Here is a 19,980-nt window from a genome sequence, read left to right as displayed (position 1 = left end):
GCCGGACGGGGGCATACTGTCGCATGCCACCCCCTGCCGGCGGGTTTTCAGGAATTATTTCAGGCCGTCTTCAGGTTGTCGGCCTTGGCCAGTTCCTTGACGCGGCGCAGCAGGGAAACGGCGTAATCCTCGGCTTCCATAGCGGAGGAAAAACCGCCCAGCGTGCCAGTCAGGCCGCCGATGCTTACTTCCAGGCTGTACTTGCCCTGTGCGTCAGGACCACTGGTTGCCACTTTGCTCATGATAGCATCCTAATTCTTGTTCTGTAGGGGACACACGGTGTGCCCGTTCCCCTTCACATGGGGTGGAACCGCGCCATGAACCATGTCTGCCGCCGCATGGCAGCCTGTCATGCAGCCATCTTGACATGGTGACAGTCAATACCGGGTGCATGCCGTGCCGCCCGGCGCGGCCGGATGTGTCGTATCCCGACCCGAATGCGCCTGTTATTTCTGGCGGGCGAGTTCGGCTTCCAGCTTTTTGGCGCGTGCTTCGAGCGCCCTGGCGTGTTCGGGCCGGTCCTTCAGTGCAATGGCGTAATCACGACGGACCTGTTCCAGTTCGCGCTGCAGGTCCGTGGTGGAAGGCAGATGATGTTCTGATGACATGAAGCATTCCTGTATGTTGTATCGGTTCCCCCTTCATGTCGGAACATCTTTCCCTGCGGCAACCTGCCCTTTGTGCGGATGTGGTATGACATGGCCGGACAACGGCTTGTGATGTCCGCCATCACTGGCATGATTGGGGCGGATGCGGGCGGGACCGTGGGCCACGGTGGCCACCTCCCCGCGCAGGACCACCATAATCGGAAAAAGGAGAACCGGACATGGATTTCAAGGCAGGTGATATTGTGGTGGTCAGGGATGATGCACCGGTCAAGCCGGAACTGCGCGGGATGAAGGGCGACATTGTCGAAATCATCGAAAATGGCCAGATCCGCGTGCGCAGTGACCGTACGGGAAATGACGAATGGTTTTCCGCATCCGACCTGCGGCATGAATGAACCGGGTCGGGGTCAGTCCCCGTCCCACAGATGCAGGAAGGCGTATGGATAGGCCGCACATGTCCGCACGAGGTGCCGCATCCGCGCGGACCATTCACGTGGCGGGGTGGAAAGGGTGCCGGTTGCCTGCATGACCTTGCTCCTTGCCGGTGTGGGATATCCCTGTCGTGGGGCCTGTGCCCGGAGGGTTCATGAAACCATCAACGCAATGAAGATACGGAAAGATGCACCGGCGGGGGATCACATCTGCATGAAATGATCCCTGATACGCGGCAGGCGCATTGCGGCTGCGCATGCTGTGTTTGGACGATTGACCGTTCAGGGTGTTAGAAGGACAGGGACCGGGCCTGCCGGTAACCGGATCGACAGACAGCGAAGAGATTGATGAACCGCGGCAAGATTGTAAAATGGGTTACCATTGTGTCCCTGCTCCTGATGATTGGCAGCGTGGGCGTTCTGGTGCGCGGCATGACGGCTGAAGGGATCGGCCCGATATCATGGATGGTGGCTGAAGGGCTGGCCGGGCTTGGCCTGCTGGGGCTTGGCGTCATCAACCTGAGTGGCGGGCGCGACTGATACCACCACGCCCGCACCCGGTCGTGCGGACTAGTTGCCCATGCCCGGTCCACCACTCCCGCCGGGTCCATCGCTGGGTGCATCCTGCCCCGGTGATCCGGTCATGCCACCGATACCGCCGCTTTCGCTGGGATCAGAGGGCGAATGACCGGACTGGCATGCTGCCAGCCCCGCGAGCAGAAGCACAACGGCAATTTTTTTCATCTGGATCCTATGTCCTTCAATCACGCTATGGTGAGGTATGTAAGGATATTCCCTCCGGAATCAACGGTATTTCCCATATTCCTTAAGGACGCGGATGGGGAGCAGGTTGCACGCCCACGCGGTACAGGGTGGTTTCGTCATATGTCTGCCCCGGCCGCAGTATGATGCTGGGGAAACCGGGGTGGTGGGGACTGTCGGGATAATGCTGTGTTTCCAGCGCCACGGCATCCGTCTGGCGATAGGCATGACCCGAAGGCCCGACGTAGCTGCCGTCAAGCGCGTTGGATGTATAGACCTGCAGCCCCGGCTGCGTGGTCAGCACATCCAGCACCCGTCCCGATGCCGGATCCCACAGGCGGGCCGCAGGCACCGGCACCCGCGATAGCTGGCCGTTGACGACCCAGTTCTGGTCATAACCGTGCGGATACATCATCTGCGGGTCGGGATCGCGCAGGCGCTCGCCAATGCGGTGGGGCGTGCGGAAGTCCAGCGCCGTGCCCGCAACGGATACGACAGTGCCCAGTGGCAGGGATTTCGCATCAATGGGGGTGAAGGTACCGGCATTGACCTGCAGGACCTCGTTTTCGATCGATCCGCTACCCTCCCCACCTAGGTTGAAGTAGCTGTGGTTTGTCAGGTTGACCACCGTGGGCCGGTCCGTTGTCGCGGTGTAGTGCAGTGACAGTTCGTTGCCATCGTTCAGGCTGAAGGTGACATGCGTGGTCAGTGTGCCGGGGAAGCCTTCATCCCCGTCCGGGCTGACCAGTTTCAGGGTTACGCTGGCGCTGCGGGCGGTGACGCTGGTGTTTTCCACCGTCCAGACATGCTTGTCGAACCCCCTGCGGCCACCATGCAGGGCGTTGGTCCCCTCGGTTCGGGGGATATGGTAGGTCTGTCCGTCCAGCACGAAGGCGCCGTTGGCGATGCGGTTGGCCACGCGCCCGACCGTCGCCCCGAAAAACAGGCCGCCACGGGCGCTATCACGCGTATAGCCGTCCAGCGTCGGGAACCCCAGCACGATATCCGCGACATGGCCGCTGCTGTCGGGTGCATCGATGGCGGTAATGGTCGCGCCATAGGTCATGACCTGCACGCGCATGCCATGCCGGTTGGCCAGGGTGAAGCGTGCGACCCTCTGGCCGTCCGGGGTGGTGCCAAATGGTGCGCGGTCCAGTGTCATGGCTGGTGTCGGACCCGCATGGGCCGCCGTGACAACCGCCATTACCAGCAGCCCGGCAAGGGAAAAACGGTCGCACCCGTGCGAAAAAAAAGCGTGCATGGCGTATTCCTGTCATTATCGGGTCGATATGAAACCCGTTTCCCTGCTGTTTATCTTGCCGCTATGGGTTCGATCCTGCAAAACAGGGCAATGAATACGGGTCTGGTGTGTACGCGTGCGTTTCGCGCGCCTGAAAGGGAGAAGATGCGATACAGGGTTGTGGTGGCGCTGATGGCTGCAGGCATGGCCTGTGGCGGGATGGTAAACGGCGCAAGGGCGGCACAGGTGCAGGACCAGCCCGTATCCCCGGCCCCGCATGGTGAGACGGAACTGCAGAAGCTGCCGCCGTACCAGAACAAGGTGAATGAATATATCGACCTGGCCTCGGTCCAGGTACATGGCACGCATTCATCCGCCACGTTCATCCAGGATTTTGACGAGGACATGATCCGTCACGGGCTGCCCTTTGCCTCGGTCCGGTTTTCCGTCATGTACAACTGTGCGGCGGATACGTACCGCACGCTGTCCTATGCCACATGGTCGGGCCATATGGGCACGGGTCACCGGATAGCTGACGGCCCGGTGCCGCGTGGGGAAATGACGGTCGACCCGTCCCTGCGCGATGGCAGGCGTATTGCATGCGCCCATGTGGGCCATAATCATGCCGGAGGGCAATAATCCCCCTTTTGGGGATAAACCAGTAAGTTATGTGGATAACAGCGTGGATGGGCCAGCGCGTTGCACGCTGCATGGCTGGGGGAACTGCTAAAAATGGACGATAAGGTTTCTGTGGATAGTCGTGTCATTGATGCCGTGGCGGCATCCCTGCCCACCGGCATGGGCCGTGATGCGGCGGCTGCCCCGGCACAGGATCAGGCCCGTGCTTTCCTGCAGCAGCTGGCACGGCGGGGCCTGACGGTCGCGCCGCGTGAAGGCACGGACGGCGCATCGGCCCTGCACCAGATTTCGGACGGCCTGATCGACCTGTTTTCCAGTGAGGACCGCAAGCTGAAATACAGCGCCCTGCTGGTGCTGTTCCTGGTGCTGGTGGTGCTCTATATCCAGCCGCTGGTCATCCTGTTCGGGCTGCTGCTCAGCGGTGTGGTCTTTTTCATATTCGCACTGACGCGCCGCAACCCCACAGACTGATTTTTTCAGGGTCGGGCCGCAGGTGCCGCGGGCGCATCACCCGCCTGCGCCGGGTTCTTGGCGGGCATGATGTCGTCGCTACCGCTGGAACCGGAGACAAGCTGCCACTGCCGCCGGTCATCCTGATAGCGCGACAGGCACATAAGCAGCGCCTGGTATTTTTCCAGCCGCCCCGGGTCGCTGACCAGTGACAGGCAGGCGGCGCGCAGGTCGCTGTCATATCCGGTCCAGTGCGCGGTCAGGGCTGCCTGGCTTTTCTGTTCGGCGCCAATGCATTCCCCATCCGTATCCTGCATTTCGATATGGGCGCGGTCGCAGTTGGCCGCAATGTCATATTGCGGCAGCGCCAGTCTGCGTCCGTGCTGGGTATCGTACGGGTGATGGGCCAGCTTTTCTATATCCACCACCGGGGCGGCCGCATGGGCGGCGGGCGCCGGTTGCAGCGGCGGCGGCAGGCTTTCCCCGTGCTGGGTGGCATATTGGGCCAGGTCATCAAGGGCCGCCATGGCCCCCTTTACCGAAAACGGCACCGGGTCACGCTCGAACGGGATCAGCGCCCCCGTGGCTGCCCCCTTCAGGGCGACGACCAGGTCAGGCACGATATCGGGTTTCAGGTCGCCACCAGCCGTATCCCATTTCTGGGCATTGCCAAAGACCTGCAGCGCAATGGTGAATTTGCCGATCATCACCATGGCCGTCTCCACCCCTTTCGGGTTGCGGTAACGACCGTGGCGCTGGTGAATGGCAATCCCCACCGTACCGCTGGCGGCGCGGTAGAACATGATATCCAGCGTGCCCTGGTGGGACATGATCATGGGCTGGCCGCCCGGTCCGCTGTTGGCGAATATCCAGTCCGGATCGGCGGCGTACGCGCATGGCGTGGCGCAGAGGGTCCCGATTGCCAGGATGGCAGCAGGTAGCAGGCGCATCCCGGCTATTTCCTTCCAGTATCCATAAAATGTCATCAACGGCCGCCATGATAACGGCGTGATACCGACAAACCAATGCCGCCTGCACAGATCGCCCCTGTGGCGCGGCAAAATGAAAATCTTCTTTAGTATTATTTTCGCCGCCAGCATGGCACGCATCGCGTTGAAGGAAACGGACATATTTTGTCGCAGACCTGCCGCAATCATGCGGCATGCCGTCCATGTTTCCCGTCGTGGAAACAGGCATGTGGAAATGGCCTTCCATGGCCCGAATTATGACAATATATGTCTACATCACGTCACAGTGATGCTGAAACTGTCTATTATCCCGATTCGTCGGTCCTTGTTGCAATGGGATTGTCGCAAAGTGAACAGAAAACGGAATTTTCTTCTGGGCTGTATGGCACTGGTCGCCCTGCCGGGGATCGCGCTGGCGCAGTCCTACGATGAACGGCCCCGTGCCGTGCCCGTGGCCATGCAGCCCGAAGACGAGAACAGCACCCCCAGTCCGTCGCAGATGCTGGTGGATGAACGTGCCGGTGGCTGGGTCGCCATTCATCATACGCCCGATGCGGGCGTGCATACCGACCTGTGCATTGCCGGTTCGGAAAGCGAGATCCTGATGTTCCGCGCCGATGCCGATTCGCTGCAGGTGCGCAGCGCCGATGACCACTGGACGCTGGCCAATGGTGAAAAAGGTGACATGACGGTTACCGTGGGGGCCTATACCCGCGTGTTCCACATGCAGGCCAATGACGCCACGACCCTTGCGGCCGACATTCATGCCGACGACCTGACCCGCCTGCTGGACGCCATGGCGACGTCGCATGTGGCACTGGTGAAATTTGGCGACCGCACGACGCTCAGCGTCAATCTGGCGGGAAGCATTCCCGTTCTGGACCGTTTCCGTGGCTGTGCGGAAACCCAGCATTTCGCCAATCTGGGTCAGGGCGCGGGACAGAAGGCTTCTCCGTTCTAGGGGACGGCCTGCGCCAGTGGTCCGATGACATACGCCCATAATGAGAACCTACGCCTGAACATGGTTTCCCCCGGCCACAGGCCGGGACTGGCTGCACGAGACAGGGTACGTTCCAGCCCTGTCGCCGTGGGTACGTGGGCAAAAGCAGGCATGGCCGATATCGGACGGGAATCCCGTTTTCCCGCGCATTTCGGGCCAGATGCTCAGGGTGCCTGAGTCGGTTTGTCAGCCTCTCGATTGATGTGGCGGCGGACTGCAGGCACCGCAGGTCCTGCGCGTATCAGACGGGGTGATCAGAGAGAGGCATTGTCCCGGATGATGTGGAAATACGGGTCGGCCAGTAATCGCGCGCCAGTGGTATAAGTTTGCGGTGCAGGCGGGGGCGGCTTTCCCCGTTGCCGGAAATTCCCATTCATCCCGCCACGCCATCAGGGCATGGACGGCACAGGGCCGGTCGGGGAAGACTGGATATCGTCTTCCGGCCCGACCCATGGCCTGTCGGCTGTGATCCGCCGCATGCGCCCGTGCGGGTTCGGCGCGGGATCTGGCAGGTGCATGCATGGCAGCCCGCACGCTGGGCTGTGGTGACAATGGCGGTGTGTATGGCAAACACTCTTCCTTTGCGGATTGTCAGCACTGGCTGACCCACATGAAAAGGAAGACAGGACGTGAGGCGACGTTTTCATCTTGGCGTGCTGGCTGGCGGGCTGGCCCTTGTCGCGGCAGTAACCGCCCCCGGCTTCGCCACGGCACGGGAAGCGAAGGCACGCCATGAAGCAGCCCCGGCGCCGGTGGCGACCCTGGACGTGGCGGCGTTCCAGACGCAGGCGGCCCAGTATGTCGGCAAGCTGGTGCGGGTCGAGGGGTGTTACATCACCTCCGCCAATTCAGGCGGGGCGGATTGCGCGGCCTTCCGTATTGCCGACCTGCCGGGGCAGGTGGACTGGAACGGGGCGGTGCCGCTTGATGGCCCGACGATGGAGGAATCCTCCTTCCGCAAGGCCCAGCAGATCTGTGGCGATACCGGCAAGAACGAGCAGTGCCAGGCCGAGGTCAGCGGCGTGGTCTATGACCCGTTCGGGGATATGGGAGTACAGGGACAGCGCAATTTCGAACTGCGCAACGCCCGGATCCACTGGCTGGCGGAACCCGCGCCGCACAAGGCGGAACGCCGCCGCACGGGCAACGAACGTTCGGCATCGCGCTAGGATCGCCTGAACCCGGCCCCCGGACCTGCGTTCCGGGGCGTGCGTGCCTTATCCGGCATGTCCCAGCAGGTGCGACAGCAGGGTCACCACCCCGCCGCACAGGACGCTGCCCATGACGACCATGGGCACGATCCACATCTCGCGCATGATGCTCTTGGCATGGTCCACGGCGCGGCGTGCATGCACGCTGCGGGCGGAGGGCAATGGCGTATTGATCATGATTGTCATGGCATGGCGTCCCGGGGCGTTCAGGCCCCAAAAAAGCGACTGCGGTTCGTGACCGGTGGCGCGTAATGCAGACAGGATTGAAACCTGTCAAGCATGAAAATTTCCCCTCTTTGAGGGGGACACGATAATCACCTGAAAAATGCCGGTTTCCCGCCATTGTGCCCGCAGGATATGCTTTTCATGCGTGGCGGCGTTGCGGGCCGTGTCGGGATGCCCGATAAGATCCGTTTGGCCGTCCGAGACAGGCCGTTCTTACGCCCGGGATTCCCTGCATGACTCCGCTCGCGCTGATTCTGGTCGGCATTGGTTCCATTGCCGTCCTGCTGTTGCTGATCCTGTGGCTGAGGCTGCATCCCTTCGTGGCTCTGCTGATCGTTGCGGTGGGGGTGGCGCTGCTGACCGGCATGCCGGTGGCGAAGCTGGCTGACGCGGTACAGGGCAGCATGGGCCGCACCATGGGCCATATCGCCATTATCGTGGCCCTCGGGGCCATGATCGGGCGGATGATCGACCTGTCTGGCGGGGCCGCCGTCGTGGCGCAGGGGCTGGTGCGCCGGGTGGGGGCGGCCCATGTGCCCCTGGCGCTGGTCATCTCCGCCTTTGGTGTGGGCATCCCGGTGTTTTTCGAGGTTGGCGTCATCATGCTCATGCCGCTGGTCTATGGCATGGCGCGGCAGACGGGACGGCCACCTGCGGTCTTTGGCATTCCCATGGCGGTGACCATGCTGACGGTGCATGCGCTGCTGCCCCCTCATCCCGGCGCCGTGGCGGTGGCGGCGGCCCTTGGCGTGGGGGCGGGGCACATGCTGCTGCTTGGTCTGCCGCTGGCGGCGGTGGTGACCGTGCTGACCTATGTGCTGACGCGTCCGATCATGGCGCAGCCTTTTGGCTGTGCGCCCGATATTCGCGCCGTCGTGGATGAAGCACGCGACGCGGCGCATGGGCATGGCGCGGAGGATGAACCCGCCCGCCTGTTCATGCAGGCCGGCCAGCGCCGGCCTGTGGCCATGGGGGAAATCATCGCGGTCATTGCCGTGCCCGTCATGCTGATGGTGACGGGCACGCTGGCGGGGGAACTCATGTCGCCGGGACGCCTGCGCTCAGTTCTGGTCTTCGCTGGCATTCCCTTTGTCGCCCTTGGGCTGGATGTCATGCTGTGCGCGTGGCTGCTGGGGCTGCGGCGCGGGCTGGCGCTGGCAACCGTGTCCGAAGTGGTGGCTGCCGCCCTGCCGGGGACGGCCATCATCATCCTGATTACCGGCGCGGGTGGCGCGTTCGCGCAGGTGCTGGTGGGCAGCGGCGTGGGGGATGCGCTGGGCGGATTGCTGGCGGCAAGTGGGCTGCCGCTGCTGGTGCTGGCCTTTGTCCTGACCATGATCCTGCGTGTGGCGCAGGGACCGACCACAGTGGCGCTAATGACCACGGCGGGTATTCTTGGGCCCATGATCGGGCGGCTGCATCTGGACCAGACGCATCTGGCCCTTGTGGCGCTGGCCATGGGGTCGGGCGGCATGGCGCTGTCGCATGTCAATGACGCGGGGTTCTGGATCGTGACCCGCATGTGCGGCGTGAGCGTGCGCGAAGGACTGCGGAGCTGGAGCATCATGACGCTGGTCGCGGCCCTGCTGGTTTTCGCTGGTGTCGCCACGATGTGGGCAGTGCTGCCAACCTGAAAGTATTAAGTCATAAAAGTTTTTGGGTGCCGCCTTTTTTCAAAAAGGCGGCATTCTTCGAAGCTTTTAAAAAAGCTTCACCAAAAACTTCTCTTGATTTTCAGCCGGTCAGCGGCAGCAGGAAGGGCGCGGTGCGGCTGTTCGGTACGCGTGCGACATCATGGGGCGTGCCTGCGGCGACGATCCGCCCGCCTGCATCCCCGGCACCTGGTCCCATGTCGATCACCCAGTCCCCGCGTGCCGCGACCCGCATGTCATGTTCGGCCACCACCACGGTATGACCGCCATCGACCAGGGATTGCAGGTGGGTCTGCAGCCGGTCCACATCCGCCGGGTGCAGGCCGGTGGTCGGTTCATCAAGGATATACAGCGTGTGGCCCCGGCGCTGCTTCTGCAGTTCGGTCGCAAGCTTGATGCGCTGTGCCTCGCCCCCCGAAAGCTCGGTTGCGGGCTGTCCCAGCCGCAGGTAGCCAAGACCGCCCTGCTGCAATGTGCCCAGCGCATTGGCCAGTGATGGCGTGTCGGCAAAGAACGTGGCCGCGTCATTCACCGTCATGTTCAGGACATCGGCAATGGATTTGCCCCGTATCGTGACCTCCAGAACATCCGGCTGATAGCGTGTGCCGTGGCAGGTGGGACAGGGGGAATAGACACTGGGCAGGAACAGCAGTTCCACCATGACAGATCCCGCGCCCTCGCAGGTGGGGCAGCGCCCCTTGGGCAGGTTGAAGGAAAAACGCCCGGCGTCGTAACCGCGTGATTTCGCAAGGTCGGTTGCGGCATACATCTGCCGTATCGTGTCAAACAGGCCGGTATAGGTCGCAAGATTGGAACGCGGCGTACGACCGATCGGTTTCTGGTCGATCATGACCAGCCGTTTGATCTGGCTGGCCCCTGATGTGACATGCCCCTGCGGTGTGCCGATGGGCATGTCTTCGATGTTTTCGCCATCCGTATCCTGCACCAGCTTCTGTCCCAGTGCGTGCGCCACGATGGCGGGCAGGGCCTGGCTGACCAGGCTGGATTTGCCCGACCCGGAAAGGCCGGTGACGGTGACGAAGGTACCCAGCGGGATCTCGACACTCAGGTCGTGCAGGTTGTTCCACGTGATGCCGCCCAGTTTCAACCATCCCTTTGCCGGACGCGGCGTGCCCGCGATGGGCGCGTTACTGGCGAACAGATAAGGCGCGGTGCGCGACAGCTTCACGTCCCGCAGGCCATCTGGCGGGCCGCTGTACAGCACTTCGCCCCCCCGCGTGCCCGCGTCGGGACCAACATCGACAATCCAGTCCGCGCGGCGGATCAGGTAGAGGTTGTGTTCGACGATGAACAGCGAATTCCCTGCTGCCTTCAGCCCCTCCAGCGCATCCAGCAGGTTATGGGCATCCGCCGGATGCAGCCCGCTGGAGGGCTCATCCAGCACATACACCACGCCAAACAGGTTGGAGCGGATCTGTGTCCCCAGCCGCAGCCGCTGGTATTCCCCCGGTGACAGGGTGGTGACCGAACGGTCGGCCTGCAGGTAGCCCAGCCCCAGATGTTCCAGCACGCCAATGCGGCCGATCAGGTCGGCGGCCATGCGGCGGGCGGCAATGGCGGTGGCGTCGCCCGCCTGTGGCGTATCCTTCAGCACCTGCGTGCCTTCGGCCAGTGGGGCGAGGGTGCGCGCGATGGTGGACAGGGTCTGCTGCGTCATCTGCGCAATGTTCAGCCCCGCCAGCGTGACACGCAGTGCGTCAGGGTTCAGGCGCTGCCCATGGCAGGTGGGGCACGGGGTCGCGGTCAGGAAGCGTTCGGCCCGCCTGCGCATGTTCGCACTCTGTGATGTCGCGAAGGTATGCATTACGTAGCGCCGGGCGCCGGTGAACGTGCCGTTATAGGACGGCGGCACATGGTCACGGATCGCGCGCTGCACGGCGGCATGGTCCAGGCCGGGATAGACGGGGTAGGTCGGCGTTTCCTCGGTATAGAGGATCCAGTCGCGCGTTTTCTGCGGCAGGTCGCGCCATGGGCAGTCCACGTCCACGCCCTTGGTAATCAGGATGTCCCGCAGGTTCTGCCCCTGCCATGCGGTGGGCCATGCGGCCACGGCGCGCTGGCGGATGGACAGGCTGTCATCGGGCACCAGCAGGTCCGTTGTGGTATCCATGATCCGGCCCTGCCCATGGCATTGCGGGCAGGCCCCCATGGGGGTGTTGACGGAAAAGGATTCCGCCTCCAGCCGTTTCATGCCGTCGGGATAATGTCCCGCACGGGAATACAGCATGCGCAGCAGGTTCGACAGCGTGGTGATGCTGCCGACCGAAGACCGCCCGGTGCCCGTGCCGCGCTGCTGTTGCAGGGCGATGGCGGGGGGCAGGCCCTCGATGGCGGTCACGTCGGGCACCGGCATCTGCCTGAACAGCCGACGTGCGTAGGGGGAGACGGATTCCAGATACCGTCGTTGCGCTTCCGCATACAGCGTCCCGAAGGCGAGGGATGACTTCCCCGACCCCGAAACCCCCGTGAACACCACCAGCTGGTCACGCGGCATGTCCACGCTGACATCCTTCAGGTTGTGTTCGCGCGCGCCACGCACATGCACGAAATCCGCCCGGCTGTGTGGATCGGGTTCAGGATCGGAAATGGGGCGCTGTGACATGGGATGGCCTTCATGCAATGTGCCGGTGGCGGCGTTGCCTCCGTTATAACGCGGCGGCGGCGGTTTGTCTGGCGCGCCTTTCTTATTGTTATCGCACATTATGTAATTGATATTGATCCGATGGCAGGTCGCCTGCTTGACCGATGGAACGGGGCAGCGCATCAGAAAGATCGGACAATGACAAAGCGAATGATCAGGCAGGCGGAAGCATGAAAAGGTTCATCATACTGGGCGTATCCATATGCCTGTTTTCCGGGGTGGCCCACGCGGCGTCCGGACGGCATGGGGAAAAGACTTCTGTCATTGCCGAGGCGGAGCGCCATGTCGCGGCCACCCTGCCTGACCCCCACGGGGCGACATTCCGCAATGTCTCGGTGCATTCCATGGATGCGACATCGGTCGTATGTGGTGAAATGGCCCCGCATGACACGCCCGCAGGCGGGACGTTCATGAAGTTCGGTTATGTGCAGGGGCAGGATGATCCGGTGGTCTTCAGCGGTCGCGAAGTGCCGCAGAAAGTCGAGTTCAATGAAGTCAATTCATGGCTGAACGACAGCATCAAGCTCGAGGATCTGGAGGAAATGGGTTGCGTGCCCCGTGGCACCTACCATAGCTATAATGAACGGCTGAATAAGGTCATGTCCCAGCGCAAGCAGTTTGGCGTGAACTGAGGGCAGGGCAACTTGTGCCCCCGGCGTGTGTTATGCGGGGCATGAATCCGGAACGCCATGTCCATGGCGGCATCAATCGCAACCTGTCTGCCGCCCCGTTCTGCGGGGCGCGCCCCGTGACCGGATGATCCTGGAATGATGGCGGGGTTCAGGCCGACAGGACAGCGTGGCTTTCGTGGCTGCGCAGGGAAGGGAAATTCATGACAGATGTAACGCAGTCCATGCTGGGCCAGGATGTGTTCGCGACAGGTTCGGGCCGCATGGGCACGCTGACAGCCGTCAACACCAATGCCACCATCCAGATCACGGTTGATGGCCCGGCGGAAAGTACCTTCACCATTCCCGTGTCATGGGTGCAGTCCACCGATGGCGGCAAGATCCTGCTCAGCCATACGCTGGAAGACGTGCAGTCCTATACCCCGCCCGCCTGAATGGCGTCATGCTGCTGACTGTGTGATGGGAAAGGCCGCGCATGTCGCATGAAATGCAACGGCAGGCTGGTCCGGTTGCCGATACGCTGCCGGATGACGATACATTCCGCGCGCCATTGCAGTACCCGCCCGATGTGTTGCTGGCCAACGCACGGGCAGCGCGCATGCCGTTGTTCGCACCTGCACGCAGGGCCGCCGACCTGATTGACATCACGCGGGTCGATCCGGCGATCGCACTGGATGTCCGTTATGCCACGGCACGGAATTTCCTGGGCTTTCCCGTCTATCCCGCGCCACGGGCGTTCCTGCAGCGCCCGGCGGCGCAGGCCCTGTCACATGCACGCGCACTTGCCGCGCGGCACGGCTATGGGCTGCTGGTGTATGATGCCTATCGTCCATGGCATGTCAGTTACCTGTTCCGTCAGGCGGTGCCGGAGGATCTGTACGAATTCGTCGGTGATCCCGCCATCGGTTCCCGTCACAATCGTGGATGCGCCGTGGACCTGACCCTGTGGGATCTTGCAACCCGCCGGGTGGTGTCCATGCCGTCGGGCTTTGATGAAATGACGCCGCGCGCCCATGTGGCCTATGGCGGTGGCAATGCCGCAGCGCGTGCCCTGCGTGACCTGCTGGCCCAGATCATGATGGCGAGCGGTTTCCTGCCACTGGCCGAGGAATGGTGGCATTTCGATTATGGTCACTGGCAGGATTATCCGGTCATGGACCTGCCGTTTGATGCGATCGGGCGCGATACCGCGCCCTGACCGGATCGGGTGTCAGTCGTTATGGATGGTGCGGTCAATCGAGCGCCCGGCCTTTTCCGCCGGCCCTTTTGGCGGGTCGAACGTGTCCTGCATCTTGTCCCCGAAATGATCTATTTTCTCGCCGGTGGTTTCATGGTGCCGCTTGCACCCGCTTAACCCCGTGCTGGCAAGAACCAGCGCCAGGCCAAGCGCTGCCAGCGAACGCATGCGGCGTCGGCGCGGGTGTGCGGGACGGTCATGGTGCAGGGACAGGCGGAACTGGATACGGGTCGATGCGTCGGGCGTGGTCGATGATGTCGGGGTTGAAGACGTATGCGTATCCATGTGCGGGTCCCTGCCTTGGTATGATGAATCCTCAACAGTGAAAGCGGTGACCGGGTTCCGGTTGCACATAAATGTGAGTCGCGCCTTAGCTGAACATGGTCCGGCATTCCGGGCACAGGCGCAGGAAACGGCCATCCGCGACAAAGGCGGTATCGCAGTTCAGGCAGGTGCGGCGGACCTGGTCCGGCCGGTCCATGGGAATGGCATGGCGGATGCGGTGGCGGCGCAGGTGGGCCTCCAGCGTCTTGATGTTCAGGCCCAGCCTGCGCGCGGTTTCGCGGGTGGAGCAACCCTGCCTGCGTAACTGCGCGACGGATGGGGCAATGGCGGTCCAGTCCAGCCGCGGCGGGCGTGTGCGACGGGGAATGGTGGTAGCTGGTGCGCTCTGTGCGACTTTGTGCGTAATTTCCATACGACTTATGTGCTTAAAAAACACACATACGGCAAGGGAAATTATACGGACCATGAAAACTGGTCATGCCTGCAGAATGATTGTGTATCTTTTTCATACACATGCAAGGAACCCTCATGCACGATCCCTTCCTGCCCGCAGGCTGTACCCAGGCTGATATCGATGCCCGATTCGCACCTGATGAACCGGCCTGGATTGCGCCCTATGTCGCGCAACTCCAGCGCCGCCTGGACCGTCTGGCCACCATCCGCGCCGAACTGGCGACGGACCGTTTTGATGGCGCGTATGACGGGGTGGATATTCTGGGTTATCTGGCTGACGAGATGGAAACGGTGCGTATGGCCATGGCCGATCCCGTGGCGGATTATGGGGACTGATCCCATCCGGCGGGTCATGGGGCAGGATGCACGGATATTTCCGTTTGAAAATGAAATCGGGAACCGGCACAAGCGCAGGCAGCTCCCTTTTTTCATGGATGTGGAATGACTCAGCCCACCTGCCTGCCCGATCTGGATCACGAATATTTCCTGCGTCAGTCCTTTGTCGTGGCGGAGCGCGCGCGTCAGGCGGGCGATCATCCCTTTGGCTGCGTGCTGGTTGATGCGCAGGGCAACGTGGTGATGGAGCAGGGGAATGGATATACGGCGGAAGGCGGGGACATGACCGCCCATGCCGAACGCCTGCTGGCCACACGGGCGTCAAAGGCCCATGCGCCAGACGTGCTGGCGTCGTACACCATGTACACATCCGCCGAACCCTGTGCGATGTGTGCGGGCGCGGTGTACTGGAGTGGGATCGGTCGCGTAGTCTATGGCCAGAGCGAGGCGAGTCTGAAGGAAATAACCGGCAACCACCCCGAAAATCCGACGCTCGACCTGCCTTGCCGCACGGTATTCGCGGCGGGTCAGCGGTCGGTTGCGGTCATTGGTCCCCTGCTGGAAGACGAAGCGGCTGAATTGCAGCGTACGTTCTGGCGTGAAAAGGACGGATCAGACGCCTGAAAACTTGAAAGGTAAAAGTTTTGGGTGCCGCCTTTTTTTCAAGAAGGCGGCGTTTTCTGAAGCTTTTTGAAAAAAGCTTCACCAGAAACTTCTTTATGATTTAGCGATCAGAATCCGTTGGTCGTGGTCTGCCCGTTGGCCATGGAATAGGAACAGGCCCGGTCCCCGTCGGTCACCACCAGCCAGATGATATTGCGCAGCCCGATATAGAACTGCCCCGCATCCCGTAGCGAGGTATAACCATGATGGCGGAACCACGACGCAACGATGGTCGTGGGCTGGTTGCCAAATGATTTCTTGATCGTTTCCAGCAGTTTGTCGCACTGCCCACGATTGAAGGTATCGTGGTCCTGGTACCATATGCCCACCAGTATGGTGTTACGCCGGGGGTCGAAATCCGCCACCGGCATCATCTCGCTGTCATAGCTGTCGGGCAGGCTGTCGATTTCATGCTGCATGGCGCGTTCGGCGCGGATCAGGCCAAGGTCCATCATGGTCAGCTTGTCGGCAAACAGCGTGCTGATCACCTGTGACGGGGCTGTCTGGGCGGCGGCGGTGCCGCAATATCCGCACATAAGGGCAAAAAGCAGGAACAGGTAACGCAAGATATCCCCCCATGGCAGGACTGGTTCGGGCCATCCTTGTCATGGATGGGGCCGGTGCGGGCGGCCATGCTTTTCATGTCATGACATGGATTAAATAAAAATAACCTTTTAGGCCATCTGCCTCATCTTGAAAGTTATGCGGATAACTCTTATCTGCCATGAGAATAATGACTGACATGGCGGTGAACGGGAGTGCGCGCGATATGACACGGATGAAACTTGCCCTGCGTGGCTGGTTGCAGGTGCTGCGTGGTCAGATCGTGCGCGAAATCGGATATGCCATAAGCCATGACCGCATGCAGCGCCGTGGCATCCTGATTGAAAAACTGGGGCACGGCCTGCTGTACCGTGCCCACCGCATGGGGCATGCCCCGGCACCGGATATGGGAAAGACGGATCCCTATGCTCCGCCGCCGCGTGCCTGACGGTGGTGCGGTGGGTGGCCTGAATGTACGGGGGTGAACGGGGCGGGATATCAGAAAAAATTCATACGACTCTTCACGAGTCGTGGAAAACACACACCTTATCCCCGGTTCCCAACGGTTCTATCCACAGGGTTGCCCGGATATTCGTCCCCTGAATCTGTGGATAAGGTGAAGGGGAACCAGAAAGAAGTTTTTGGTGAAGCTTTTTTCAAAAAGCTTCAAGGGAACGTCGCCTTTTTGAAAAAAGGCGAAATCCAAAAACTTTTTATTTTTTAAAAACAGTCTTTTAGCGATGTCCTGCAAGGTGCTGCATGTCATCACCCACATGCCGCAGCGCGTCACGTACTGACATATGGCGGCGGTTGCCCGCTTCCGACACCACGGTCACCGTGGCCGTCATGCCCGCGGCCAGCACAAGGTCGGGCGGGATGCTGTCGATCTTCACGCGTACCGGGATACGCTGCGCCAGCCGCACCCATGTATAGACCGGGTCCACCGCCGGCAGGCCCTGTATGGATGTGGCGGCGTTGTTGCTGGCGATCCCGCGCGTGATGCTTTCCACATGGCCGAACAGCGGTTCATGAAAGCCCATCAGGTCCAGCCGCACCGGTTCGCCCACCTTAATGGAATGGATTTTCGTTTCCTCGAAATACCCGTCCACCCAGTACGAGTCCGCATCAATGATCTGGATGTTCACCTGCCCCGCATTGGCGTAGTCGCCCGCGCGCATGGTCAGGTTGGTGACGTAACCGTTGATCGAACTGCGCACCTCGGTGCGTTCCAGGTTGATGCGCGCCTGCTTCAGGTCCGCAAGGGCTGCTGCATACTGGGCTTCCGCCTGCTGGGCCACGGCTTCGAACTGCTGCTTTTCCTCGCCCGATACGGCAACGCCCGAAATCTTCTGGCGGCGTTCGTACTGCGATGTCTTGAATTCAAGGTCCGCGCGCCGTTCGTTTACGGCGGCATCGGCGATATCCAGCTTTACCCGGAAATCGAACGGGTCGATGACATACAGCACGTCGCCCTTGTGCACGAACTGGTTGTCATGCACGCGGACCTCGTTGATCTGGCCCGAAATGCGCGGCGCGATATTGGCCACCTGCGCACGGACCTGACCGTTCCGTGTCCACGGTGACGCCGTGTAGTAATCCCACAGCACGATGGCCACGATGGCCGCGACAAACAGGATGGTTGCGGTAACGGCCAGACGCACAAGGCGGTTTGCATATGCGAACACGTCAGGATTCTTTCACAGGATCAGGGTATACAGGCCAACAAGGCAGATCAGCAGGCCGAACTGTGCCAGCGGTGGGTTCCAGACAAACCGCCACAGGTTGAACCATGACAGCACGATGCGCAGCACCAGCAGCGTGCACAGCGCCAGGCCAAGATTCATGACAAAGGCCGAGATCAGCACGCCTTCCAGATCAACAACCTGCCGCATCAGCCTGCCTTCTTCGTTTTGATGATCCCGTAATGCCGCAGCCGTGGCGCCGCCGCCTGCCATGCCCGCATCACGCCATCCAGTCCCGCCAGCAGGTTGATGGCGGCGATCTGTGTCTGGGCTGGCAGTTGGGTCTGTGGGGCAGGAATGGCGGCGATGGCGTCGCGCATGCGGGGTACGACGTCCCACGGCGCGTGCAGCAGCAGTTCACGTTGCGCCAGTTCGGCGGCAGGGCGCAGCAGGGGGATTGCCTGTGCCTGCCGGGCATAGGTCCGTGCCCGTGCCAATGCGCCATCCAGTTCGGCAAAGGTGGTGAAGCTTTCCATCTGGCGTTCGCTGCTGGAATTGCCGGGCAGGCGGTCGGTCCAGAACTGCATCTGGGCCAACCGGTCATAGGTGCGGGTCAGTCGGGTCGGGCTATCGGCTTCACCATGGCCGGTCATCTGGCGTTCCAGCGCGCGTACGATGGTGGACGCCATCCAGAACCGCTGCCGCCGTGGCGATGGCGGAAACAGCAGCACAAGGATGATGAACGCCAGCAGGGCCGCCAGAAGGTAGAAGATGTTGCGGTTGAGGAATTCCGTCGGGTTATAGCTCTGGTGATTGTCCAGCCCCAGTATGGCGAAGAAAAACACGCCGTAGTTGAACCCGATCGCCGCCGTTGACGGACGCATCAGCAAAAGACAGGCCAGGAATGTCTGGGGCAGCAGCGCCAGCGCCAGGAACGGCATGTCCGCCCCATGCAGCAGCACGAAAAAGTTCAGCAGGGCCGCCGCCAGCACGCTGCAGGGCAGGCCAATGATCGCCCCCATGCCAAACCGCGCCGTATCCACATTGGTCGCGGCCAGCGTCAGGGTCAGCGCGGTCTGGGCCAGCGCCACGGTCGCCCCCGGCAGGCCGGTTATCACACAGACCCCGGCCGCGAACGAAAATCCGACCAGAACCCGCAGCGCCCCGATCAGCGCCAGCAGGTAGTTGGGCTGCACCGCGATATTGACGGTCCTGCTGTGGATGGCGCTGCCAGTGCCTTCGGTCAGGACTTCCTGTCCGGCATGCATGCGGGTGCGTGCGGTCAGCATGCGGGCGGCGCGTTCAATGGCGAAGGCTTCATCCGCGTTGGGTACATGACCGGGCAGGGCGGTGCGTATGGCGTCCAGTATATGTGCGGTGAAACCGGCCTGGTCGGTGCGCAGGTCGGTCTGCCGGGCGACACGGGCAATGGCGTCCTCCACCGCCGGGTCGATCTTGCCATGCCCGGTGTGGCGACCCAGTCCACGCGCGCAGTCCAGTATGGTCAGCATGGACACCATGGCCAGCCGCGCCCCGTTGGCGCGCGCACCACCGCGTTCCAGTTCCGTGCGGGCATAGGACAGGGGCGTGGTCAGTGCGAGTATACGCGCGCCCAGCCGGATATCCGCCTGTGCGCCACGATCGTACATATGCTGCAGGGCGGCGCGCGCGGTTTCGCTCAGCGGTCGGATAAGCTGTTTCAGCCCACCCGCCAGTCCCCGCCATGCCTCGGGCGAGCCGGATACGATATTGACCACGGCAACGGCAAAGACCCCGAGCGTTATGGCCGATGCACGGGAAACGGCAATGTTGAAGACGTTCTGTGGCGTATCAATGCAATTCACGGCCACAAGGGCGACCGTATAGCCCGACAGCAGGGCGGCATAGGAACGGAAATCCCGCTCCAGCGATCCCACGAAGGCGCAGGCGGCAAGCCACAGCGCCACACCCCCCAGAAAGGGACCGCGCTGCTGGTTCCACACCGCCACCAGCACAATGGACACGCCCATGCCCACCATCGTGCCCAGCAGCCGGTAAAATGCCTTGGACAGCGCCTGCCCGCGCAAAGGTTGCGCCAGGATCATGACGGTCACGCCGACCAGCAGGGGATTGTCCAGCTGCAGCCAGAAGGCCGTGGCAAGGCCAAGGACCAGTGAACACCATGTGCGCAGGCTGAACCCCACCCAGCCCGCAGGCAGGCGGTCAGTCCAGGGAAGGAAGGTGCGTGTGATGTCGTGAATACGTCGCGTGCTGTTCGCCTGTAGGTCTGGCATGGCCTCCCTGACCGTTCAGTGGCCTCACGGC

26 protein-coding genes are annotated in these 19,980 nt (G+C 62.0%); 13 read left to right on the top strand and 13 right to left on the bottom strand.

Features of this window, described 5'->3' with window-relative positions; all coding sequences use genetic code 11:
• Window positions 1-59: 59 nt before the first annotated feature.
• Together S101446_RS10405 and S101446_RS18045 are read right to left on the bottom strand one after the other, a co-directional pair.
• Window positions 60-242: a hypothetical protein gene (locus S101446_RS10405; RefSeq protein WP_019085838.1), complete on the bottom strand. Its 183-nt coding sequence runs from the start codon at window positions 240-242 to the stop codon at window positions 60-62.
• A 204-nt stretch (window positions 243-446) separates the two neighbouring features.
• A complete protein-coding gene (locus S101446_RS18045) occupies window positions 447-608 on the bottom strand; it encodes a hypothetical protein (RefSeq protein ID WP_167376435.1) in 162 nt (53 codons plus the stop codon).
• A gap of 218 nt (window positions 609-826) precedes the next feature.
• Between S101446_RS18045 and S101446_RS18040 the strand changes: the two genes are divergently transcribed.
• Together S101446_RS18040 and S101446_RS10400 are read left to right on the top strand one after the other, a co-directional pair.
• A complete protein-coding gene (locus S101446_RS18040) occupies window positions 827-1,003 on the top strand; it encodes a hypothetical protein (RefSeq protein ID WP_010508670.1) in 177 nt (58 codons plus the stop codon).
• A gap of 420 nt (window positions 1,004-1,423) precedes the next feature.
• A complete protein-coding gene (locus S101446_RS10400; protein ID WP_227001026.1) occupies window positions 1,424-1,579 on the top strand; it encodes a hypothetical protein in 156 nt (51 codons plus the stop codon).
• A gap of 30 nt (window positions 1,580-1,609) precedes the next feature.
• On the opposite strand, the gene S101446_RS18035 is transcribed toward S101446_RS10400, so the two are convergent.
• Window positions 1,610-1,783 (bottom strand): hypothetical protein, encoded by a 174-nt coding sequence (locus tag S101446_RS18035; RefSeq protein WP_010508667.1) that lies wholly within the window; start codon window positions 1,781-1,783, stop codon window positions 1,610-1,612.
• Window positions 1,784-1,865: 82 nt separating this feature from the next.
• Window positions 1,866-3,062 (bottom strand): aldose epimerase family protein, encoded by a 1,197-nt coding sequence (locus tag S101446_RS10395; protein WP_087608315.1) that lies wholly within the window; start codon window positions 3,060-3,062, stop codon window positions 1,866-1,868.
• 144 nt (window positions 3,063-3,206) lie between these two features.
• Here S101446_RS10395 and S101446_RS10390 point away from each other — a divergent pair, with 144 nt between their 5' ends.
• Both S101446_RS10390 and S101446_RS10385 read left to right on the top strand, forming a co-directional pair.
• Window positions 3,207-3,680, top strand: coding sequence for a surface-adhesin E family protein (locus S101446_RS10390; RefSeq protein ID WP_227672646.1), 474 nt, complete (start codon window positions 3,207-3,209; stop codon window positions 3,678-3,680).
• Window positions 3,681-3,773: 93 nt separating this feature from the next.
• A complete protein-coding gene (locus tag S101446_RS10385; protein WP_087608314.1) occupies window positions 3,774-4,151 on the top strand; it encodes a hypothetical protein in 378 nt (125 codons plus the stop codon).
• Between the two features lie 5 nt (window positions 4,152-4,156).
• Here the strand turns inward: S101446_RS10385 and S101446_RS10380 are convergent, their stop codons facing one another.
• Entirely contained in the window at window positions 4,157-5,287 is a 1,131-nt protein-coding gene (locus tag S101446_RS10380) for a hypothetical protein (RefSeq protein ID WP_087608313.1), read from the bottom strand.
• Between the two features lie 160 nt (window positions 5,288-5,447).
• On the opposite strand from S101446_RS10380, the gene S101446_RS10375 reads away from it, so the two are divergent.
• Both S101446_RS10375 and S101446_RS10370 read left to right on the top strand, forming a co-directional pair.
• Entirely contained in the window at window positions 5,448-6,059 is a 612-nt protein-coding gene (locus tag S101446_RS10375; protein WP_239648429.1) for a hypothetical protein, read from the top strand.
• A gap of 668 nt (window positions 6,060-6,727) precedes the next feature.
• Entirely contained in the window at window positions 6,728-7,267 is a 540-nt protein-coding gene (locus tag S101446_RS10370; protein ID WP_010508660.1) for a hypothetical protein, read from the top strand.
• Window positions 7,268-7,315: 48 nt separating this feature from the next.
• Here the strand turns inward: S101446_RS10370 and S101446_RS10365 are convergent, their stop codons facing one another.
• Window positions 7,316-7,495: a hypothetical protein gene (locus tag S101446_RS10365; protein WP_010508659.1), complete on the bottom strand. Its 180-nt coding sequence runs from the start codon at window positions 7,493-7,495 to the stop codon at window positions 7,316-7,318.
• Window positions 7,496-7,767: 272 nt separating this feature from the next.
• Here S101446_RS10365 and S101446_RS10360 point away from each other — a divergent pair, with 272 nt between their 5' ends.
• A complete protein-coding gene (locus S101446_RS10360; protein ID WP_010508658.1) occupies window positions 7,768-9,168 on the top strand; it encodes a GntP family transporter in 1,401 nt (466 codons plus the stop codon).
• 100 nt (window positions 9,169-9,268) lie between these two features.
• Here S101446_RS10360 and S101446_RS10355 read toward each other — a convergent pair whose 3' ends face one another.
• Entirely contained in the window at window positions 9,269-11,809 is a 2,541-nt protein-coding gene (locus tag S101446_RS10355) for an excinuclease ABC subunit UvrA (protein ID WP_208620512.1), read from the bottom strand.
• A 209-nt stretch (window positions 11,810-12,018) separates the two neighbouring features.
• On the opposite strand from S101446_RS10355, the gene S101446_RS10350 reads away from it, so the two are divergent.
• The 3 genes from S101446_RS10350 (at window position 12,019) to S101446_RS10340 (ending at window position 13,675) form a co-directional block, all read left to right on the top strand.
• Window positions 12,019-12,480: a hypothetical protein gene (locus S101446_RS10350; protein ID WP_231289902.1), complete on the top strand. Its 462-nt coding sequence runs from the start codon at window positions 12,019-12,021 to the stop codon at window positions 12,478-12,480.
• 200 nt (window positions 12,481-12,680) lie between these two features.
• Window positions 12,681-12,911, top strand: coding sequence for a DUF2171 domain-containing protein (locus tag S101446_RS10345; RefSeq protein ID WP_010508653.1), 231 nt, complete (start codon window positions 12,681-12,683; stop codon window positions 12,909-12,911).
• 41 nt (window positions 12,912-12,952) lie between these two features.
• Complete coding sequence (locus S101446_RS10340) at window positions 12,953-13,675, top strand: M15 family metallopeptidase (RefSeq protein WP_052957802.1); 723 nt, start codon at window positions 12,953-12,955, stop codon at window positions 13,673-13,675.
• A gap of 12 nt (window positions 13,676-13,687) precedes the next feature.
• Here the strand turns inward: S101446_RS10340 and S101446_RS10335 are convergent, their stop codons facing one another.
• Window positions 13,688-13,999: a hypothetical protein gene (locus S101446_RS10335; RefSeq protein WP_082086069.1), complete on the bottom strand. Its 312-nt coding sequence runs from the start codon at window positions 13,997-13,999 to the stop codon at window positions 13,688-13,690.
• A gap of 85 nt (window positions 14,000-14,084) precedes the next feature.
• On the bottom strand, window positions 14,085-14,411 hold the full coding sequence (locus S101446_RS10330; RefSeq protein WP_048851842.1) for a helix-turn-helix domain-containing protein: 327 nt from the start codon (window positions 14,409-14,411) through the stop codon (window positions 14,085-14,087).
• Window positions 14,412-14,527: 116 nt separating this feature from the next.
• Between S101446_RS10330 and S101446_RS10325 the strand changes: the two genes are divergently transcribed.
• Together S101446_RS10325 and S101446_RS10320 are read left to right on the top strand one after the other, a co-directional pair.
• On the top strand, window positions 14,528-14,788 hold the full coding sequence (locus S101446_RS10325; RefSeq protein WP_019085824.1) for a hypothetical protein: 261 nt from the start codon (window positions 14,528-14,530) through the stop codon (window positions 14,786-14,788).
• Window positions 14,789-14,893: 105 nt separating this feature from the next.
• A complete protein-coding gene (locus tag S101446_RS10320; RefSeq protein WP_087608311.1) occupies window positions 14,894-15,412 on the top strand; it encodes a nucleoside deaminase in 519 nt (172 codons plus the stop codon).
• 107 nt (window positions 15,413-15,519) lie between these two features.
• Here the strand turns inward: S101446_RS10320 and S101446_RS10315 are convergent, their stop codons facing one another.
• Entirely contained in the window at window positions 15,520-16,017 is a 498-nt protein-coding gene (locus tag S101446_RS10315; RefSeq protein WP_239648425.1) for a hypothetical protein, read from the bottom strand.
• Between the two features lie 203 nt (window positions 16,018-16,220).
• Here S101446_RS10315 and S101446_RS10310 point away from each other — a divergent pair, with 203 nt between their 5' ends.
• Window positions 16,221-16,442, top strand: a complete 222-nt coding sequence (locus S101446_RS10310; protein ID WP_010508646.1) for a hypothetical protein — start codon at window positions 16,221-16,223, stop codon at window positions 16,440-16,442.
• 286 nt (window positions 16,443-16,728) lie between these two features.
• Here S101446_RS10310 and S101446_RS10305 read toward each other — a convergent pair whose 3' ends face one another.
• From S101446_RS10305 to S101446_RS10295, 3 genes are read right to left on the bottom strand one after another with little or no spacing between them, the layout of a single operon-like run.
• A complete protein-coding gene (locus tag S101446_RS10305; protein ID WP_019087364.1) occupies window positions 16,729-17,679 on the bottom strand; it encodes an efflux RND transporter periplasmic adaptor subunit in 951 nt (316 codons plus the stop codon).
• 12 nt (window positions 17,680-17,691) lie between these two features.
• A complete protein-coding gene (locus tag S101446_RS10300) occupies window positions 17,692-17,886 on the bottom strand; it encodes a DUF1656 domain-containing protein (protein ID WP_010508642.1) in 195 nt (64 codons plus the stop codon).
• Window positions 17,886-19,949: an FUSC family protein gene (locus S101446_RS10295; protein WP_087608310.1), complete on the bottom strand. Its 2,064-nt coding sequence runs from the start codon at window positions 19,947-19,949 to the stop codon at window positions 17,886-17,888. Before S101446_RS10295 ends, S101446_RS10300 begins: the two co-directional genes overlap by 1 nt.
• Window positions 19,950-19,980: the final 31 nt, after the last annotated feature.

The organism is Komagataeibacter europaeus (assembly GCF_002173515.1).
GTDB lineage: Bacteria > Pseudomonadota > Alphaproteobacteria > Acetobacterales > Acetobacteraceae > Komagataeibacter > Komagataeibacter europaeus.
This window is presented reverse-complemented; position numbering and strand designations above follow the sequence as displayed.

Excerpts from the sequence above, each read along its gene's own strand:
- S101446_RS10395 (WP_087608315.1), bottom strand. The coding sequence starts at position 3,062 with ATGCACGCTTTTTTTTCGCACGGGTGCGACCGTTTTTCCCTTGCCGGG.
- S101446_RS10330 (WP_048851842.1), bottom strand. The coding sequence starts at position 14,411 with ATGGAAATTACGCACAAAGTCGCACAGAGCGCACCAGCTACCACCATT.
- S101446_RS18045 (WP_167376435.1), bottom strand. The coding sequence starts at position 608 with ATGTCATCAGAACATCATCTGCCTTCCACCACGGACCTGCAGCGCGAA.
- S101446_RS10365 (WP_010508659.1), bottom strand. The coding sequence starts at position 7,495 with ATGACAATCATGATCAATACGCCATTGCCCTCCGCCCGCAGCGTGCAT.
- S101446_RS10405 (WP_019085838.1), bottom strand. The coding sequence starts at position 242 with ATGAGCAAAGTGGCAACCAGTGGTCCTGACGCACAGGGCAAGTACAGC.
- S101446_RS10360 (WP_010508658.1), top strand. The coding sequence starts at position 7,768 with ATGACTCCGCTCGCGCTGATTCTGGTCGGCATTGGTTCCATTGCCGTC.
- S101446_RS10380 (WP_087608313.1), bottom strand. The coding sequence starts at position 5,287 with ATGATTGCGGCAGGTCTGCGACAAAATATGTCCGTTTCCTTCAACGCG.
- S101446_RS10325 (WP_019085824.1), top strand. The coding sequence starts at position 14,528 with ATGCACGATCCCTTCCTGCCCGCAGGCTGTACCCAGGCTGATATCGAT.
- S101446_RS10300 (WP_010508642.1), bottom strand. The coding sequence starts at position 17,886 with ATGCGGCAGGTTGTTGATCTGGAAGGCGTGCTGATCTCGGCCTTTGTC.
- S101446_RS10345 (WP_010508653.1), top strand. The coding sequence starts at position 12,681 with ATGACAGATGTAACGCAGTCCATGCTGGGCCAGGATGTGTTCGCGACA.
- S101446_RS10385 (WP_087608314.1), top strand. The coding sequence starts at position 3,774 with ATGGACGATAAGGTTTCTGTGGATAGTCGTGTCATTGATGCCGTGGCG.
- S101446_RS18035 (WP_010508667.1), bottom strand. The coding sequence starts at position 1,783 with ATGAAAAAAATTGCCGTTGTGCTTCTGCTCGCGGGGCTGGCAGCATGC.
- S101446_RS10340 (WP_052957802.1), top strand. The coding sequence starts at position 12,953 with ATGTCGCATGAAATGCAACGGCAGGCTGGTCCGGTTGCCGATACGCTG.
- S101446_RS10310 (WP_010508646.1), top strand. The coding sequence starts at position 16,221 with ATGACACGGATGAAACTTGCCCTGCGTGGCTGGTTGCAGGTGCTGCGT.
- S101446_RS10355 (WP_208620512.1), bottom strand. The coding sequence starts at position 11,809 with ATGTCACAGCGCCCCATTTCCGATCCTGAACCCGATCCACACAGCCGG.
- S101446_RS18040 (WP_010508670.1), top strand. The coding sequence starts at position 827 with ATGGATTTCAAGGCAGGTGATATTGTGGTGGTCAGGGATGATGCACCG.
- S101446_RS10335 (WP_082086069.1), bottom strand. The coding sequence starts at position 13,999 with ATGGATACGCATACGTCTTCAACCCCGACATCATCGACCACGCCCGAC.
- S101446_RS10320 (WP_087608311.1), top strand. The coding sequence starts at position 14,894 with ATGACTCAGCCCACCTGCCTGCCCGATCTGGATCACGAATATTTCCTG.
- S101446_RS10390 (WP_227672646.1), top strand. The coding sequence starts at position 3,207 with ATGCGATACAGGGTTGTGGTGGCGCTGATGGCTGCAGGCATGGCCTGT.
- S101446_RS10350 (WP_231289902.1), top strand. The coding sequence starts at position 12,019 with ATGAAAAGGTTCATCATACTGGGCGTATCCATATGCCTGTTTTCCGGG.
- S101446_RS10295 (WP_087608310.1), bottom strand. The coding sequence starts at position 19,949 with ATGCCAGACCTACAGGCGAACAGCACGCGACGTATTCACGACATCACA.